General features: G+C 70.6%; 17 protein-coding genes and 1 pseudogene. 9 read left to right on the forward strand and 9 right to left on the reverse strand.

Annotated features, from left to right (window positions below; translation table 11 throughout):
• Positions 1 to 121: 121 nt before the first annotated feature.
• The 5 genes from pgm (at position 122) to Acor_RS23485 (ending at position 5,699) form a co-directional block, all read left to right on the forward strand.
• Entirely contained in the window at positions 122 to 1,762 is a 1,641-nt protein-coding gene (gene pgm, locus Acor_RS23465) for a phosphoglucomutase (alpha-D-glucose-1,6-bisphosphate-dependent) (protein ID WP_155338874.1), read from the forward strand.
• Positions 1,763 to 1,802: 40 nt separating this feature from the next.
• Positions 1,803 to 2,768: an acetylxylan esterase gene (locus Acor_RS23470; protein WP_155338875.1), complete on the forward strand. Its 966-nt coding sequence runs from the start codon at positions 1,803 to 1,805 to the stop codon at positions 2,766 to 2,768.
• Positions 2,769 to 2,775: 7 nt separating this feature from the next.
• Complete coding sequence (locus Acor_RS23475) at positions 2,776 to 3,993, forward strand: acyl-CoA dehydrogenase family protein (protein ID WP_155338876.1); 1,218 nt, start codon at positions 2,776 to 2,778, stop codon at positions 3,991 to 3,993.
• Positions 3,990 to 4,709 (forward strand): SDR family NAD(P)-dependent oxidoreductase, encoded by a 720-nt coding sequence (locus tag Acor_RS23480; protein ID WP_246239023.1) that lies wholly within the window; start codon positions 3,990 to 3,992, stop codon positions 4,707 to 4,709. Before Acor_RS23475 ends, Acor_RS23480 begins: the two co-directional genes overlap by 4 nt.
• 111 nt (positions 4,710 to 4,820) lie before the next feature.
• The gene (locus tag Acor_RS23485; RefSeq protein ID WP_246239025.1) at positions 4,821 to 5,699 is read left to right on the forward strand and encodes a hypothetical protein; all 879 of its coding nucleotides are present in this window, start codon (positions 4,821 to 4,823) and stop codon (positions 5,697 to 5,699) included.
• Here Acor_RS23485 and Acor_RS23490 read toward each other — a convergent pair.
• The 3 genes from Acor_RS23490 to Acor_RS23500 are packed head-to-tail and all read right to left on the reverse strand — an operon-like array spanning position 5,659 to position 7,551.
• Positions 5,659 to 6,345, reverse strand: a complete 687-nt coding sequence (locus Acor_RS23490) for a class I SAM-dependent methyltransferase (RefSeq protein WP_155338878.1) — start codon at positions 6,343 to 6,345, stop codon at positions 5,659 to 5,661. The genes Acor_RS23485 and Acor_RS23490 overlap by 41 nt on opposite strands.
• A gap of 18 nt (positions 6,346 to 6,363) precedes the next feature.
• Positions 6,364 to 6,870 carry a GNAT family N-acetyltransferase gene (locus Acor_RS23495; protein ID WP_155338879.1) on the reverse strand — a complete coding sequence of 169 codons (507 nt, stop codon included), beginning with the start codon at positions 6,868 to 6,870 and terminating at the stop codon, positions 6,364 to 6,366.
• Positions 6,871 to 6,915: 45 nt separating this feature from the next.
• Positions 6,916 to 7,551: a TetR/AcrR family transcriptional regulator gene (locus Acor_RS23500; RefSeq protein ID WP_155338880.1), complete on the reverse strand. Its 636-nt coding sequence runs from the start codon at positions 7,549 to 7,551 to the stop codon at positions 6,916 to 6,918.
• A gap of 65 nt (positions 7,552 to 7,616) precedes the next feature.
• Between Acor_RS23500 and Acor_RS23505 the strand changes: the two genes are divergently transcribed.
• Positions 7,617 to 9,020, forward strand: a complete 1,404-nt coding sequence (locus Acor_RS23505) for an MFS transporter (protein WP_155338881.1) — start codon at positions 7,617 to 7,619, stop codon at positions 9,018 to 9,020.
• 39 nt (positions 9,021 to 9,059) lie between these two features.
• Positions 9,060 to 9,344, forward strand: coding sequence for a putative quinol monooxygenase (locus Acor_RS23510; RefSeq protein ID WP_155338882.1), 285 nt, complete (start codon positions 9,060 to 9,062; stop codon positions 9,342 to 9,344).
• Between the two features lie 2 nt (positions 9,345 to 9,346).
• On the opposite strand, the gene Acor_RS23515 is transcribed toward Acor_RS23510, so the two are convergent.
• On the reverse strand, positions 9,347 to 10,978 hold the full coding sequence (locus Acor_RS23515; protein WP_155338883.1) for an LLM class flavin-dependent oxidoreductase: 1,632 nt from the start codon (positions 10,976 to 10,978) through the stop codon (positions 9,347 to 9,349).
• Entirely contained in the window at positions 10,971 to 11,312 is a 342-nt protein-coding gene (locus tag Acor_RS23520; protein WP_155338884.1) for a winged helix-turn-helix transcriptional regulator, read from the reverse strand. The genes Acor_RS23515 and Acor_RS23520 overlap by 8 nt, the downstream gene beginning before the upstream one ends.
• 76 nt (positions 11,313 to 11,388) lie before the next feature.
• On the opposite strand from Acor_RS23520, the gene Acor_RS23525 reads away from it, so the two are divergent.
• A complete protein-coding gene (locus Acor_RS23525; protein WP_155338885.1) occupies positions 11,389 to 11,688 on the forward strand; it encodes a thiamine-binding protein in 300 nt (99 codons plus the stop codon).
• Positions 11,689 to 12,099: 411 nt separating this feature from the next.
• Here the strand turns inward: Acor_RS23525 and Acor_RS23530 are convergent, their stop codons facing one another.
• Positions 12,100 to 13,068, reverse strand: coding sequence for a GNAT family N-acetyltransferase (locus tag Acor_RS23530; protein WP_170317046.1), 969 nt, complete (start codon positions 13,066 to 13,068; stop codon positions 12,100 to 12,102).
• Positions 13,069 to 13,134: 66 nt separating this feature from the next.
• Here Acor_RS23530 and Acor_RS46370 point away from each other — a divergent pair.
• Positions 13,135 to 13,557: pseudogene (locus Acor_RS46370) on the forward strand (transposase); the annotation flags it as partial.
• Positions 13,558 to 13,633: 76 nt separating this feature from the next.
• Here the strand turns inward: Acor_RS46370 and Acor_RS23540 are convergent.
• Genes Acor_RS23540 through Acor_RS23550 form a run of 3 tightly spaced genes read right to left on the reverse strand, consistent with a single transcriptional unit; the run spans position 13,634 to position 14,888 of the window.
• Entirely contained in the window at positions 13,634 to 14,092 is a 459-nt protein-coding gene (locus Acor_RS23540; protein WP_155338888.1) for a patatin-like phospholipase family protein, read from the reverse strand.
• Positions 14,080 to 14,484, reverse strand: a complete 405-nt coding sequence (locus Acor_RS23545; protein ID WP_155338889.1) for a patatin-like phospholipase family protein — start codon at positions 14,482 to 14,484, stop codon at positions 14,080 to 14,082. Before Acor_RS23545 ends, Acor_RS23540 begins: the two co-directional genes overlap by 13 nt.
• Positions 14,481 to 14,888 (reverse strand): PPOX class F420-dependent oxidoreductase, encoded by a 408-nt coding sequence (locus Acor_RS23550; protein ID WP_155338890.1) that lies wholly within the window; start codon positions 14,886 to 14,888, stop codon positions 14,481 to 14,483. Before Acor_RS23550 ends, Acor_RS23545 begins: the two co-directional genes overlap by 4 nt.
• Positions 14,889 to 14,950 lie beyond the last annotated feature (62 nt).

The raw sequence follows: 14,950 nt of genomic DNA on the forward strand, positions 1-14,950 counted from the left end.
CCACTATTCCTAAATGTGACGGAAGTGAAGGAGCCGGACCAGTAGCGAAGAGGTGATCATATGTTTGGCACACTTGGCGATGTGTCCGGTCTGACCAGTATTCGCAGGAGTGTGAGCAGCCATGGTTCATGAGCGAGCGGGGCAGCAGGCCCAGCCCTCCGACCTCGCCGACATCGCCCGGCTCGTCACGGCGTACTACGCGCTCCACCCCGATCCCGGGCAGCCGGGGCAGCGGGTCGCCTTCGGCACCTCCGGGCACCGGGGGTCCTCGCTCAACACGGCCTTCAACGAGGATCACATCCTCGCCACCAGCCAGGCGATCTGCGAGCACCGGGCCGCGCAGGGCGTGGACGGGCCGCTGTACCTGGGCGCGGACACGCACGCGCTGTCCGAGCCGGCGACCGTGTCGGCGCTGGAGGTGTTCGCCGCCAACGGCGTCCGGGTGCTGATCGACAGCCGGGGCGGCTACACGCCCACGCCCGCCGTGTCGCACGCCATCCTCGCCCACAACCGGGGGCGGACCACCGGGCTGGCCGACGGCGTCGTGGTGACCCCGTCGCACAACCCGCCGGTGGACGGCGGCTTCAAGTACAACCCGCCGAACGGCGGCCCGGCCGGGTCCGACGCCACCTCGTGGATCCAGGACCGGGCCAACGTCCTGATCGCGGGCGGGCTGAAGGAGGTCGATCGGATCCCGTACGAGCGGGCGCTGCGCGCCGACACCACCGGGCGGTACGACTTCCTGGCCGCGTACGTGGACGATCTCGGCTCGGTCCTGGACCTGGACGCGATCAGGAACGCCGGGGTCCGGATCGGCGCCGACCCGCTGGGCGGCGCGAGCGTGGCCTACTGGGGGGAGATCGCCGACCGGCACCGCCTCGACCTCACCGTGGTCAACCCGCTGGTCGACCCGGCCTGGCGGTTCATGACCCTGGACTGGGACGGCAAGATCCGGATGGACTGCTCCTCGCCGTACGCGATGGCGTCCCTGATCGCCAACCGGGACGCCTACGACCTGTCCACCGGCAACGACGCCGACTCCGACCGGCACGGCATCGTCACCCCCGACGCCGGCCTGATGAACCCCAACCACTACCTGGCCGTCGCCATCTCCTACCTCTACACCAACCGCCCCGGCTGGAGCGCCGGGACCGGCATCGGCAAGACCATGGTCAGCAGCAGCATGATCGACCGGGTCGCCGCGGGCCTCGGCCGCCGCCTGGACGAGGTGCCCGTCGGCTTCAAATGGTTCGTGCCCGGCCTGCTGGACGGCTCGATCGGGTTCGGCGGCGAGGAGAGCGCGGGCGCGTCGTTCCTGCGCCGCGACGGCTCGGTCTGGACCACCGACAAGGACGGCCTGATCCTGGCCCTGCTGGCGGCCGAGATCACCGCCGTCACCGGCGCCACCCCGAGCGTCATCTACCGCGGCCTGACCACCCGGTACGGCGACCCCGCCTACGCCCGGGTGGACGCCCCCGCCACCCGCGAGCAGAAGGCCGTGCTGGCCGCGCTCTCGGCCGGCCAGGTGACCGCCGACACGCTCGCCGGCGAGCCGATCGTCGAGGTGCTCACCGCCGCCCCCGGCAACGGCGCCGCGCTGGGCGGCCTGAAGGTGGTCACCGAGTCCGCCTGGTTCGCCGCCCGCCCGTCCGGCACCGAGGACGTCTACAAGATCTACGCTGAATCATTCCAAGGCCCGGAGCACCTGGCGCGGGTTCAGGAGGAGGCCAGGTCGGTGGTGTCGGCGGCGTTGGGCGGCTGACCATTGACCTTTCCCGGGGAGCGGCTGAAAGGATGCGATAATGCCGCTCTTTGATCTTCCGGTTACCGAACTACGCGAATACACCCCCGCCGTCGAGGAACCGGGGGATTTCTCCGCCTTCTGGGCGGACACCCTGTCCGAGACCCGGGCGCACAAGCTGGAGGCCACGTTCGAGCCCGTAGACACCGGCCTGGAGCTGGTCGAGGTCTACGACGTGACGTTCGCGGGCTGGGCCGGCGACCCGGTCCGCGGCTGGTTCCTGGTCCCGGCCGGCCGGCCGGGCCCGCTCCCGTGCGTCGTCCAGTACCAGGGGTACGGCGGCGGGCGCGGCCTGCCCCACCAGTGGCTCTACTGGGCCTCCGCCGGGTACGCCCACCTGTTCATGGACACCCGCGGCCAGGGCAGCGGCTGGTCGGTGGGGCACACCCCCGACCCGGCCGGCTCCGCCCCCGCCCACCCCGGTTTCATGACCCGCGGCATCGAGGACCCGCACACCTACTACTACCGGCGGGTGTTCGCCGACGCGGTCCGCGCCGTGGAGGCCGCCCGCTCCCACCCGCTGGTCGACCCGGCCCGGTTGGCCGTCACCGGCGGCAGCCAGGGCGGCGGCATCACGCTCGCCGTGGCCGGACTGGTCCCCGACGTGGCCGCCGCCATGCCCGACGTCCCGTTCCTGTGCCACTTCCAGCGCGCCATCGAAATCACCAGCCAAGACCCTTATCCCGAAATAGCGCGATACCTGACTGTGCACCGCGACAAGGTCGCCCCCGTACGGCGGACCCTGTCCTACTTCGACGGCGTGTCCTTCTCCCGCCGGGCCACCGCCCCCACCCTGTTCTCGGTGGGCCTGATGGACCAGATCTGCCCGCCCTCCACCGTGTACGCGGCCTACAACGCCTACGCCGGAACCGACAAGAGCATCGTCGAGTACCCGTTCAACGACCACGAGGGCGGCGGCCCCTTCCACGAACGCGAGCAGCTGGCCTGGCTCCGGGCCAGGATGTGAGCTGACCATGGCGATCGACTTCACCCTCGCCCCGGAACACGAGGAGATCCGCCGCCGGGTCCGGGCCTTCATCCAGGAGACCGTCATCCCGGCCGTCCCCGACGGCCTGCCGCGCGAGGAGTACCTGCGCGTCATCTTCGCCCTGCGCCGGGAGGCGAAGGAGCAGGGGCTGTGGCTGCCGCACATGCCGCGCGAGTGGGGCGGCATGGGGCTCGGCCACGTGGAACTGGCCATGGTCCAGTCGGAGGCGGCCAAGACCCGGCTCGGGCCGTGGGTGCTCAACTGCGCGGCCCCCGACGAGGGCAACATGCACACGCTGCTGCACTGGGGGACCGACGAGCAGAAGGAGAGGTATCTCCGGCCGCTGCTTGAGGGCAGCCAGATGTCGTGCTTCGCGATGACCGAGCCGGAGGTGGCGGGGTCGGATCCGACGCTGATCCGGACGCATGCCGTACAGGATGGGGACGAGTGGCTGATCAACGGCCACAAATGGTTCATCTCCAACGCGCGCCGGGCCAGTTTCGCCATCCTCATCGCCAAGACCGAGCCCGACGTGCCCGAGGGCTCCCGGGGCGGCAACACCGCGTTCCTGATCGACCTGCCCCAGGACGGCTGGCACGACGTGCGCGAGGTCGAGACCATGCACGGCTCGACCGGGCACAGCGAGATCGTCATCACCGACCTGCGGGTGCCGGCTGACCGGATCCTGGGCGGGCGCGGCAACGGGCACCGGCTCGGGCAGTACCGCCTCGGCCCGGCCCGGCTGGCGCACTGCATGCGCTGGATCTCGCAGGCCGAGACCGCGCTCGACATGATGGTGGACCGCGCGCTCAACCGCTACAGCCACGGCTCGCTGCTGGCCGACAAGCAGGGCGTGCAGTGGCTGATCGCCGACTCGGCGATGGAGCTCTACCAGTGCAAGCTGATGGTCCTGCACGCCGCCTCGAAGATCGACAAGGGCGAGGATTTCCGGACCGAGGTGTCGATGGCCAAACACTTCGTGGCCAACAGCCTGAACCGGATCATCGACCGGTCCATCCAGGTGCACGGCGCGCTCGGCTACTCCACGGACATCCCGCTGGCCAACATGTTCCAGCACGCGCGCTGGGCGCGGTTCGCCGACGGAGCTGACGAGATCCACCAGATGCGGATCGCCGAGCGGGTGATCGCCGCGTATCGTGACTCGGGTTCGACGAACGCCGCGACCGGGGGACTGCCATTGTGATCGCGCTCATCACCGGGGGCGCCAACGGGATCGGCGCGGCCGTGGCGTGGCGGCTCGCCGCCGACGGCGCGCAACTCGTGCTCGCCGACGTGAACGAGGCGGCAGGATCGGCGCTCGCCGCCGAACTCGGCGCGGTGTACGTGCGCTGCGACGTATCGGTCCTGGCCGACAACGAGGCCGCCGTGGCCGCCGCCGTGTCCGCCTACGGCGGTCTCGACCTGGCCTTCCTGAACGCGGGCGTGACCACGGGCTGCGGGCTGGGGGAGGACTTCGACCTGGCCGCCTACCGGCGCGCGATGGGCGTCAACCTGGACGGGGTCGTGTTCGGCGTGCACGCCGCGCTGCCCGCGCTCACCGCCTCCGGCGGCACGATCGTGGCCACCGCCAGCATGGCGGGCATGATCGGAGTGGAGTCCGACCCGGTCTACTCGGCCAGCAAACACGCCGTGATCGGCCTGGTCCGGTCACTGGCCGGGCAGCTCGCCCCGGCCGGGATCCGGGTGCAGGCGCTCTGCCCGTCCTTCGCCGACACCGCGATCCTGGGCGACAACCGGGCCCTCCTGGCCGAACTGGGCTTCCCGATCCTGCCCGTGTCCGAGGTCGCCGACACCTTCTTCCAGCTGCTGGCAAGCGAAGGGACCGGGGAGTGCTGGTTCGTGATCCCCGGCCGGGAGAGCGCGCCCTTCGCCTTCCGGCGGCTGCCGGGGCCGCGCTAGGGTGACGGCATGACCTGGCGACATTGATCCTCACCTGAGGCACGGTTCACGCGAAGGCTCTACGCCTACGCGTTCCTCGCGGACTTCGTCCTGCTCTATCCGGTGTACGCGGTGCTGTTCACCGACGCCGGACTGTCGCCCGCGCAGATCTCCTCGCTCTTCGTCATCTGGTCGGTGACCGCGTTCGCGCTGGAGATCCCGTCCGGAGTGTGGGCGGACGTGTTCTCTCCCGAAGGTCATCGGCCGCGAGGGCGCCGTCAGCATGACGGCCATGCTGGCCGCCGTCGCGCTCGCCGCTCTCGTGCTGGCCGCCGGCGGCTACCCGGTCGTCGGCGCCGCCAGCGTGGCCGTCTGCCTGGCCGCCGCCACCCTGGCCCTGACCCTGCCGGAATCCCGCGCCCGGCCCGAGGAGCGGGAGACTTACGCCGCCGTCCTGCGCTCCGGCCTGGCCGAGGTGCGCGCCTCGCCCGGCCTGCGGCGCAGCCTGCTCCTGCTGGCGGTCATCATGGGCGCAGCCTCCCTCGACGAATATCTTCCGCTGCTCGCCGCCGGCACCGGCGTCGGCGCGGCCACGGTGCCCTGGCTCATGCTGACGCTGTTCGCCGCCTCCGCCGCGGGCGGCTGGCCGGCCGGGGCGTCCGCTGGACCGCCCCCGGCCTGGCCGCCGCCGCCGTCCTGCTCGCGGCCGGCGCGGCCTGGCGCACCCCGCTCGGGTTCGTGCTGGCCGCCGCCTACGGCATCGTCGAATGGGCCATCGCCGCGATGGAGGCCGCCCTGCAGGACGGCCTCGCCGACCGCTCCCGCGCCACCGTCACCTCCATGTCCGGCCTGGGCGCGGAGGTCTTCGCCGTGCTCGCCTTCGCCGGGTACGCCCTGGGCTCGGTGTGGGCCGCACCCTGGCTGCTGTTCACGCTGGCGGCGGTGCCGTACCTGCTGCTCGCGGTGGCCGTCAGGCGGGGACCGCGCGGACCCAGCCCCGATCCGGAGTGAGGAAACCGGCGATGCTCAGCCCGGCCGCGTTCAGCGACGCCTCCAGGAAGTCGTCGTCCAGGCGCTTGCTGAGGAAGTAGTGCGTCCAGGTGCGCTCGCCCACCGTGTACCGCATGGTGGCGCCGAGCAGGCCGGGCCCCGGGCGCTGGAGGTCGGTCATCGCGACGGTGTGGCCGTCGCCGGCGTCGCGTTCGAACGGCTCGACCGTGTCGTACCACTCCGGCGGCTGCCGCTGCAGGATCACGCAGCCGTCCTGCGCGACGTGGCGGCGGCAGCCGCGCAGGAACGCCGCGCGCAGGTCGTCGTCGGCGGTCTCGATCACGTACGACATCAGCAGCACCACGTCGAAGACCTCCGGCAGGGCCAGGTCCTGGATCGAGGACGCCACCGTCCTGGCCCCCTTGACGTGGCCGAGCATCTCCGGCGACTCGTCCACCGCGACCACCTCGTGGCCGAGCGCGAGCAGGCCGTGCGTCACCCGCCCGGTGCCCGCGCCGAGCTCCAGGATCCGCGCCCCGGCGGGGACCGCGCCGTGGATCAGCTCGGGTTCGCCGCGCGGCTGGAGCGTCGCGTAGTAGTCGACGGCGCAGCCGTCAGGGGTGATGGGTCCCGGTCCAGTGCCGTGATAGATGGGTTCTGAGGTCATCTGCCCATCCTGCCCCGATCAAGGGCGGATCGCGGAGAACAGCACCTGATCGTGCCAGCGGCCGTCCCGCCACTGGGCGTGGCGCAGGGTGCCCTCCCTGGTGAAGCCCGCCTTCTCCAGGGCGCGCTGCTCGGCGAAGTTGCCCGCGTCGGTGAAGGACTGCACCCGCTCGGCCCTGGTGTGCGCGAACAGGTAGGCGACCAGCTGCCGCTGCGCCTCCGACCCCGCGCCCTTGCCGCGGAAGTCGGCGAACACGCAGATGCCGATGGTCCAGCACCAGGAGGTCGCGTCCGGGCCCCAGGAGTTCATCCACCAGGTCACCCAGCCGCCCGGCTGGCCGTCGGCGTCGATGGTGAGGCGGCCGGAGTCGTGCCCGAGCAGGCCGTTCTCGGCGAACTCGCGGCGCAGGCTGTGCGAGGTCCGGTGGCCGAACCACTGGAACTCGCCGGTGCCCTCCGGTGTGGTGCGTTCCCGGTCGAAGACGTCAAGATCCATCACTCGGACCGGCCGAAGTGTGACCCGCATCGATGGCTCCTCTGTGCGTTCGCGTCAGCCGTACAGGATAAGCCGTCAGGGTGCGGCACGCGTCAGGTAGGCGCCGAAACCGCTCTCCAGGAGGTCGAAGCCGGCGTTCGCCGTGGTGACCGCGTCGGGGTAGATCTCGTCCGCCGGTTCGCCGTCGACGAGCCTGCGGGTGTTAGTGACCTGAAGGCGGCGCCACAGCGCGGTCAGCTGGCCGGCCGCGATGCCGGCCCGCGGGTCGCCGGGGGACTCGGCCTCCATCAGGCGCGCCAGGCGTTCCTCGGCGAAGACCTGGATCATGTACAGCCGGGCCATCAGCGACGGGGTCCGCCTGATCAGGTACATCAGCTCCTGGACCGCCGGACGGTCGTCGAGCCCCGTGTCGGCGCTGCGGCGCTCCAGCCGCTCCAGGAAGGCGCGGCGGAAGGCGGCCACGACCGGCTCGCCGGGGCGGCGGCCGCCCAGGATCTCGGCGGCGTCGCTGTTCAGCTGCTCCTCCATGGGGGCGAGCACGAGGTCCTCCTTGGTCGGGAAGTAATTGAAGACCGTCATCTTGGAGACCTGGGCGGCGGCGGCGACCTCGGCGACGGAGACGGCGTCGAAACCCCGCTCCAGGAACAGCGCCAGCGCGGTCTCGTGGATGGCGCGCCTGGTCAGGAGCTTCTTCTGTTCGCGGAGGCCCATGGGACCGAGACTATCAACCGGTCTAAATATTGACTCAGTACAAATTTGGACTCAGTCTTGTTCTCGTGACGGAGACGCGGAAGAAACTCGCCATGGCCGGGTGCCTGCTGACGCTGGTGCTGGCCATCCTCGACCAGAACATCGTGACCACCGCGGCCTGGTCGATCGTGACCGACCTCGACCCCGCGCACGGCCTCGAACGCCTGCCGTGGCTGGTCACCGCGTACGCGCTGGCCGCCACGGCCGCCCTCCCGCTGTACGGGAAACTCTGCGACGTGTACGGCGCGAAGATCGTCTACATGGGCGCGGTCGGCCTTTTCGTGGCCGGCTCCCTGCTGTGCGGGGCAGCCGCCGACATGACCTGGCTGATCGCGGCCCGCGCGGTCCAGGGCCTGGGCGGCGGCGGCCTGATGAGCGTCACCCTGGTGGTATTCGCGCATCTGGTCCCCCCTCAGCAGCGGGCCGGCTCGGCGGGCGCGGGCGGCGTGCTGGCCGGGCTCGGGATGGTGGCGGGACCGCTGCTGGGCGGGCTGCTGGCGGAGCACCTCGGCTGGCGCTGGATCTTCCTCGGCAACCTGCCGCTCGGGCTGCTGGTCCTGCTCACCGCCGCCGGGCTGCGCCTGTCCGACGGCGGCCTCCGGCACCGCATCGACTACCCGGGCGCGGCCATCTTCGCGGCGGCGGCCACCGGCCTGCTGCTGGCCACCGAATGGGGCGGCGACGAGCACGCCTGGACATCCCCCACCATCCTCACCCTCGGCGCGGTCACGCTCGTGCTGGTGGCGGCCTTCGCCCGGCGCGAGCTCACCGCGCCAGAACCGATCGTGCCGCTCGACCTGTTCCGCGACCGGGTGATGCGGATGGCCGTGCCCGTGCAGTTCCTGACCGGCTTCGCGATGATCGGCTCGGTACTGTTCGCGATCATCTACCTGCGCGCCGCCCGGGGCGTGGCCGCAGCCGACTCCGGCCTCTACCTGATCCCGATGGCGGCCGGCATGGCCCTGTCCGGCCTGGTCTCCGGCCGGGCCATCGGCCGGGGCGCGCCGCCGCGCACCTTCCTGCTGGCCGGGCTCGCCATGTCCGCGCTGGCCATGCTCCTGCTCGGGCTGCTGCGCCTGGACACCCCGCTGTGGATCCTCGATCTCGACCTGGCCCTGCTCGGCGCGGGCTTCGGCCAGTCGCTCGGCATCCTCATCATGCTCGTCCAGAACTCGGTCCCGGTCGACCGGCTCGGCGTGGCCATCACCTCGATCCGGTTCGTCCAGACGCTGGGCATCTCCCTCGGCTCCGCCGTCTTCGGCCTCATCCTGGACCGGGTGAGCTCCGCCAGCCTCCCGTCCGGCGCGCCGGCCGCCGTCGTGGCGGGCGTGGACGCCGTCTTCCTGACCGCGGCCGCGATCATGCTCGCCGCCCTGGCCACGGCCGCGTACGGCTGGCGCGCCAGGGAAACTGTCAGTGGCAGCTCCTAGGGTGACGGGCGTCAGCGGTTCACGGACTGGGGGAGAGGCATGATCATCGTCGCCGGGAAGCTCTACGTCGATCCGGGCGCGCGGGAGGCGTATCTGGCCGGGTGCCAGCTCCTCGTCGAGGAGGCCAGGCGCACGCCCGGGTGCCTGGACTTCGCGATGGCCGCCGACGCGCTCGAACCCGGCCGGATCAACGTGTTCGAGCGGTGGGACTCGGACGAGGCGCTGGAGAAGTTCCGGGGCGACGGGCCCGACCCTGGGCAGCTCGCCGAGATCCGGGGCGCGGAGGTGGCCCGCTACCGCATCTCGGCGGTGGAGGACGCCTGACCCTAGATATCGAGACCCAGCCGGGCGAGCGGCTCGACCAGTTCCTCCTCCTCGTAGGCGAGATGCGAGAGCAGGACCTCCGACAGCAGGTCGACCTGGTCGCGGACCGCGTTCAGCCCGGCGGGGTCCTCGATCATCGCCACCAGCGCCGCGTCCAGGCCGGTCAGGATGTCGGCCACGACCTCGTGCTCCTGCTCCAGGCGCTCGACGACGGGGACCAGCGACGCGTCGGCCGTCGCCAGCGCCGGAAACATGTGCGCGTCCTCGATGCTGTGGTGCGCGGTCAGGATCCGGCAGTAGGACGCGCAGAAGCTGCCCAGCGTCCAGTAGTTCTGCCGCATGGTCATCTCATTGATCAGCGACCGCAGCGCGGCGGCCTCACTCCGCCCGTCCGCGACCTGCTCCAGCGCGTCCCTGATCTGGGTCAACTCGTGCCGCAGATGATCGTGAATCTGAACCAGCCGCCGCCCGTTCGCCCGCTGCCGCGCGCTGAGCGCGCCCATATCCCGCTTCGGCAACCGCGGCCGACTGGCCTCGTCCAGCCCGCGAATCGCCGGCCGAGCGGCCTTGCCCGACCTGTAGGTCGGCCGGGCGGTCTCGTCCAGCTCGTTGGTCGTCGGTCGGCTCGCCTGGTCGGACCCGTGGGTCGTCGGCCGGGCGGCTTCGTCCAGCTCGTGGGTTGTCGGTCGGCTGGCCTCGTCCGACCCGTGGATTCGCGCCGCGCCCGGAGGTGCCGGTGTCTCCGGCCCCGGACGTTCCCGGTCGACGAGCTCCCGGACAGCCGGCGCGACCTCGCCCGCGAACGTCCGCAGCGTGTGCTCGTCACCGGCCGACAGGACGAAGACGCTGAAGCCGTGGCTCAGGGTCAGCTCGGCCAGCTGCTCGGCCCACTGCGCGGGCGTACCGTCCAGGAACCCCGCCGACGACATCGACGAGAACCGTCCCGACACGTTGTAGACCCGCCGCACGTCCCCCGGATCCCGCCCGGCGTCCTCGGCGGCGATGTCCACGATCTTCGTCATCCCGGCCAGCTCCTCCGGCGCCGCGTACCCCGACGAAGGCACCCACCCGTCGGCCAGCCGCCCGCTCAGCTCCAGCATCCGCCGCTTGTACGCCCCCAGCCACACCCCGATCGCGTGCGGCGGGAACGGTCCCGGCCGCGCACCGTCCAGCCGGTAGTGCGCGCCGCCGAACACCACCGGCTCACCCGGCGTCCACAACGCCCGCAGCACGCCGATCGCCTCCGCCACCGCGTCCATCGCCTCGCCGGGCGAACGCGCGGGCCCGCCCATCGCATGGACCCCGTTCGCGAACGCCCCCGCCCCCAACCCGATCTCGACCCGCCCGCCACTGAGAATGTCCAGCGAGGCGGCCCCCCGGGCCAGCACCGCGGGCGGCCGCAACGGAAGATTGATCACATCCGGGAACAGCCGGATCCGCGTGGTCCGCGCCGCCAGCACCGGCAGCAACATCCAGGCGTCCAGAAACGCCGGCTGGTATGGATGATCCTGCACACCCAGAATGTCGAGCCCCAGCTCCTCCGCCGTCACCGCCTGCCGGACCAACCGCTCGGCGTCGGCCGCCTTGGGCACCAGCCCGGCCCCGAACCACAGCTCATGCCCGAAATCACCCATCAGCCCGCGTCCCTTCCCCGATCCACCGTTCACCCCATGCGATCAACGGCCGCAGCGCGTCCACCAGCTCCGCGCCCTTGCCCGTCAGTGTGTACGTGATCTGCACCGGCGTACTCGGCACGACCACCCGCTCCACCAGCCCCTCGGCGTCCAGCTCCCGAAGCCGCTGCGCCAGCAGCCGCTCCGAGATCCCCGGCACCGCCGCCAGGAACTCGCTGTACCGGGTGGCACCACGCTCGGCCGCCAGCAGGATCGCGCCGTTCCAGCGCCGCCCGGCCAGCTCCACGGTGATCTGGAAGGCCGGGCAGTGCCGCTCAGGATCAACCGCACTCATAGTAGGTAACTTACCAGAAGGAAGTTGCCGCCCATGTCACGATAGAACTGGATCAACACACCATCGAGGGGGCCCCATGTCCGTCCTGATCGCCTTCAGCGTCACTCCGATCGGCACCGGTGAGAACGTCGGCGAACTCGTCGCCGAAGCCGTCCGCGTGGTCCGCGCCTCCGGCCTGCCCAACCACACCGACGCCATGTTCACCACCATCGAGGCCCCCACCTGGAACGAGGCCATGACCGTCGTCCACGCCGCGGTAGCAGCCGTCGAGGCCCGCTCCCCACGCGTCAGCCTGGTCCTCAAAGCCGACATCCGCCCCAGCGAGCCCAACAGAATCACCACAAAAGTGAACTCCATCGAACACCACCTGGCTTAAACCCCTACCAACAGAACGGACCGCGCCTTTTTGGCACCAGTGCGATGTGGCCACATCAACGGCCTGGGCCAACAGCTCGCCGGTGGGCCACGCCTCTTTGGTGTCGGTGTGCTGGGGCTATATCCACGGCTGGGTCAGCTGTTCGCCGGTGGTCGCGCTTCTTTGGTGCCGTGTGGTGGGGCCGCACTATGGCCTGGGCCAACAGCTCGCCGGTGGGCTGCGACCCTTTGGTGTCGGTGCTGGGGCCACATCTTCGGCTGGGTCAGTTGTTCGCCGGTGGGTCGCGCCTCTTTGGTGCCGGTTGGATGAGGGCTATAAACCCGCGTTAACGGCACCGGATTATGGCGAGCAGCCTGGCGGAGTCTCCCGGCCCGATGGAGTGGACGCTGCCCCACATCAATGTGAGTCCTACTAGAACTCGCGCACATATCTGCTGTGCTTGTGCTCCTCTACGAAGCCGGCAGCTCGGTAGAGGCTGAGCGCGCCGGTGGGGTTGTCGGTGTCGACGACGAGCATGACCCGGCTGAAGCCCTGGGTCTTGGCCTCCGTCAGAGTCGCGCGCATCAGGGCGCCGGCCACGCCGCGCTTGCGCCAGGCCCGCAGTGTGCCGATCGTGGAGATCCATGCCTCCCGGTGGCCCGTCGCGACGGTGTCGGCCTCGAAGTAATGCGTGAGCAGGATGGCCGCGACCTGCGCGTCGGCGATGGCCAGGAAGGACAGGTCGGGACGGAACGAGCGCGTCCCGGTGTACCCCTGCCGCCACGACTCCTCGGTTTGCCGGGCGCTGCCCCAGTTGTCGGCGAAGGATTCGTTGCGCACATCGCGCGCCTCGGCGTCGTACGCGAAATCGAAGCCGGTGACGCGGATTCCCTCGGGGATCGCCACGTCCGGGACATCGTCCGCCAGGTCACGTCGCATGACGAAGAACCAGCGCTGCGGCGTGTACCCCTCGTGCTCGAACAGAGCCGCCTTGCCGGGATTGCGTTCGCTGACGTCGACGTGCAGCTCCACGGGCCGCCCCGGATAGCGCGCCTCGCTCAGCCGCGGCGCGGTCTGCAGCGCCCATCGGGTCAGCTCACGACCGACGCCGCGCCGCCGGTACGCCGGATGTGCCACGCCCTCGAAGAACATGCGGTGCGACGGATCGCCGCTGGGCCCACATCGCAGCAGGCCCACGGCGACCAGCACGTCGCCGTCCCACACCGCGCGAGTGCCGCCTTCGACGTCGACCAGCGAATCGCCGAGCTGCTCGGCGAGATCGCCGGCATCGTAGCGTTCGCCGGTCTTGTCCACGATCTCCGCCGCATCCACCAAAGCGGCCCAGGCGCCCACGTCTTCGGACCGCAGCGACTCCCAGCGCAGGCTCATGATTCCGCTCACGACCGGGAGCATATGCATCGGCGGAGAACGCCCACCACCGGGTTTTCGGTCGCCGCCGCCGGGCTGCCGCCGGCCTTCGTGCTCACCCCCGGGCAGGCCGCCGGCTGCCCGCGGTTCATCACCGTCCTGGACAAGATCCGCGTCCCCGGCCGGGTAGGCCGGGCCTCGGACCCGCCCCTGCCGCGGTGGCCGGCGACAAGGCCTACTCCTCCAAGGCCACCGTGCCTACCTGCGCCGCCGCCAGATCACGGCGGTCATCCGGAGAAGACCGATCAGCGGGCCAACCGGAAGAGGAGGGTTCAGTCGGCGGGCGGCCCCATCGGCTTCGATCCGGAGCGCTACCAGCAGCGCAATACCGTCGAACGCTGTTTCCAGAAGATCAAGACATGGCGCGGATTAGCCACCCGCTACGACAAGGCCCCGGAAAGCTACGAGGCCGGACTCCACCTCCGGGGCTCGTGGCTGAAGCTCCTCACCTCAACAACATGATTTGAACCTCGAACAGCTCCTAACCGCCTCCCCGGACACGTGGGCACTATCCGCCCTGCGTCCGGATGGATCCCCATCACCTCATCGCGGAGCTTGCTCTGATGCGTTTGGCGGCGTCGGGAGCCTGCTTGAGACCGGCTTGGTAGGCGGGTGCCCATGCGGTTCGGTTGGTGACGTCCGGGCCGAACGCCTCGATCGCTTCGGGGTTCGGGGTCAATTTGATGATCATCTGTTTGGCTGCCGGGGCAGTGTTTGAGGGGAACATGTGGGCCATCGGCTCGGCGACGATCAGCACGTGCGCGTTGCCCGCCAGGTCGATGTTGAGTCCGGCGCGGAGAGCGCCGTCGATGTAGCGGCGGCCTTTGATGGTGATCGGGGGAGCGGTGGCGGGGAAGGCGGTGCTGGCGGCCATCGCCTCCGGGAGTGATGCGGCGCCGTACCGGTCCCAGATCACCGGCTCACCGGTTTCGGCGTCCACCGAGGGGATCAGTAGCGGCCGGTCCGGCCATTCCAGCCCGCCGATCAGGAATCGCATTCGGGCGATGGCGGTCTCCTCGGTACCGGTGGAGGCGGTGACGGCGAGGCGGCCGATCCGGCGGAAGGTTTCGGCCCGGTCGAGACCGGTGTCGCCGAAGCCGCGAACACCTGCGGGAGTTTGTCCTGATCGATTCGTATGTCGTTCTCGGGGGCGGGCAGCGTGGTCAGTCGGTCGAGGTCGCCCCCGCAGGCCAGGACGGCCCCCACGATCGCGCCCGCCGACGTACCGACGATCAGATCGGCCGCGCCCAGGTCCACCCCTTCGCGGCGCAGTCCGGCCGCCAGTCCGGCCAGCCATGCCGTACCGACCGGACCGCCCGGACCCAGGACCACGGCGCTCTCAACCGTCTCCTCGGCCTCGCTGCCGGGCGACTGGGAACGCGCGATCATTGACCGGCCTCCTCACGTGCGATGTCGCGACCGTAGAGGCCTGGCCGGCCGGGGTGGACGTTGAAGGCCACGATCCGGCGCGGGTGGATGCGGATGAAGCCGGCGCGAACGTGCTCGCCCGGTGACACCGCTTCCGCCCAACCCCGAATTTCGAGGAAACGCATCCCGGATGGTCCTTCGCCCACCACGTCGTCGACCACGAAGGACACGTCGGGGCGGGGCCTGATGTTGCGGAACTTCGCCGAGGATTCCATCCCGAAGCCGTGGATGTCGATTGTGCCGAGTTCGGTGTTGTGGTGAAAGCCGACGGGTTTGTTCTGAGGGGTGCCATCGGCCGCGACCGTCGCCAGCCGTCCGCGTCGATGACCGGCCAAGTACGTCTCTTCAGCGGTGTTGAAAGCCATGCCTTGACCCTAGAAGCGCCAACCTCACACGCATCGGGCCCAGGTCCCGGACCCAATGCCAC

Origin of the sequence: Acrocarpospora corrugata, from assembly GCF_009687845.1 — a bacterium.
Classification (GTDB): Bacteria; Actinomycetota; Actinomycetes; order Streptosporangiales; family Streptosporangiaceae; genus Acrocarpospora; species Acrocarpospora corrugata.

Bases quoted from the DNA above. Each gene is read 5' to 3' on its own strand.
- pgm (WP_155338874.1), top strand. From the start codon at position 122: ATGGTTCATGAGCGAGCGGGGCAGCAGGCCCAGCCCTCCGACCTCGCC.
- Acor_RS23470 (WP_155338875.1), top strand. From the start codon at position 1,803: ATGCCGCTCTTTGATCTTCCGGTTACCGAACTACGCGAATACACCCCC.
- Acor_RS23475 (WP_155338876.1), top strand. From the start codon at position 2,776: ATGGCGATCGACTTCACCCTCGCCCCGGAACACGAGGAGATCCGCCGC.
- Acor_RS23490 (WP_155338878.1), bottom strand. From the start codon at position 6,345: ATGACCTCAGAACCCATCTATCACGGCACTGGACCGGGACCCATCACC.
- Acor_RS23495 (WP_155338879.1), bottom strand. From the start codon at position 6,870: ATGCGGGTCACACTTCGGCCGGTCCGAGTGATGGATCTTGACGTCTTC.
- Acor_RS23500 (WP_155338880.1), bottom strand. From the start codon at position 7,551: ATGGGCCTCCGCGAACAGAAGAAGCTCCTGACCAGGCGCGCCATCCAC.
- Acor_RS23510 (WP_155338882.1), top strand. From the start codon at position 9,060: ATGATCATCGTCGCCGGGAAGCTCTACGTCGATCCGGGCGCGCGGGAG.
- Acor_RS23515 (WP_155338883.1), bottom strand. From the start codon at position 10,978: ATGGGTGATTTCGGGCATGAGCTGTGGTTCGGGGCCGGGCTGGTGCCC.
- Acor_RS23520 (WP_155338884.1), bottom strand. From the start codon at position 11,312: ATGAGTGCGGTTGATCCTGAGCGGCACTGCCCGGCCTTCCAGATCACC.
- Acor_RS23525 (WP_155338885.1), top strand. From the start codon at position 11,389: ATGTCCGTCCTGATCGCCTTCAGCGTCACTCCGATCGGCACCGGTGAG.
- Acor_RS23540 (WP_155338888.1), bottom strand. From the start codon at position 14,092: ATGCGATTCCTGATCGGCGGGCTGGAATGGCCGGACCGGCCGCTACTG.
- Acor_RS23545 (WP_155338889.1), bottom strand. From the start codon at position 14,484: ATGATCGCGCGTTCCCAGTCGCCCGGCAGCGAGGCCGAGGAGACGGTT.
- Acor_RS23550 (WP_155338890.1), bottom strand. From the start codon at position 14,888: ATGGCTTTCAACACCGCTGAAGAGACGTACTTGGCCGGTCATCGACGC.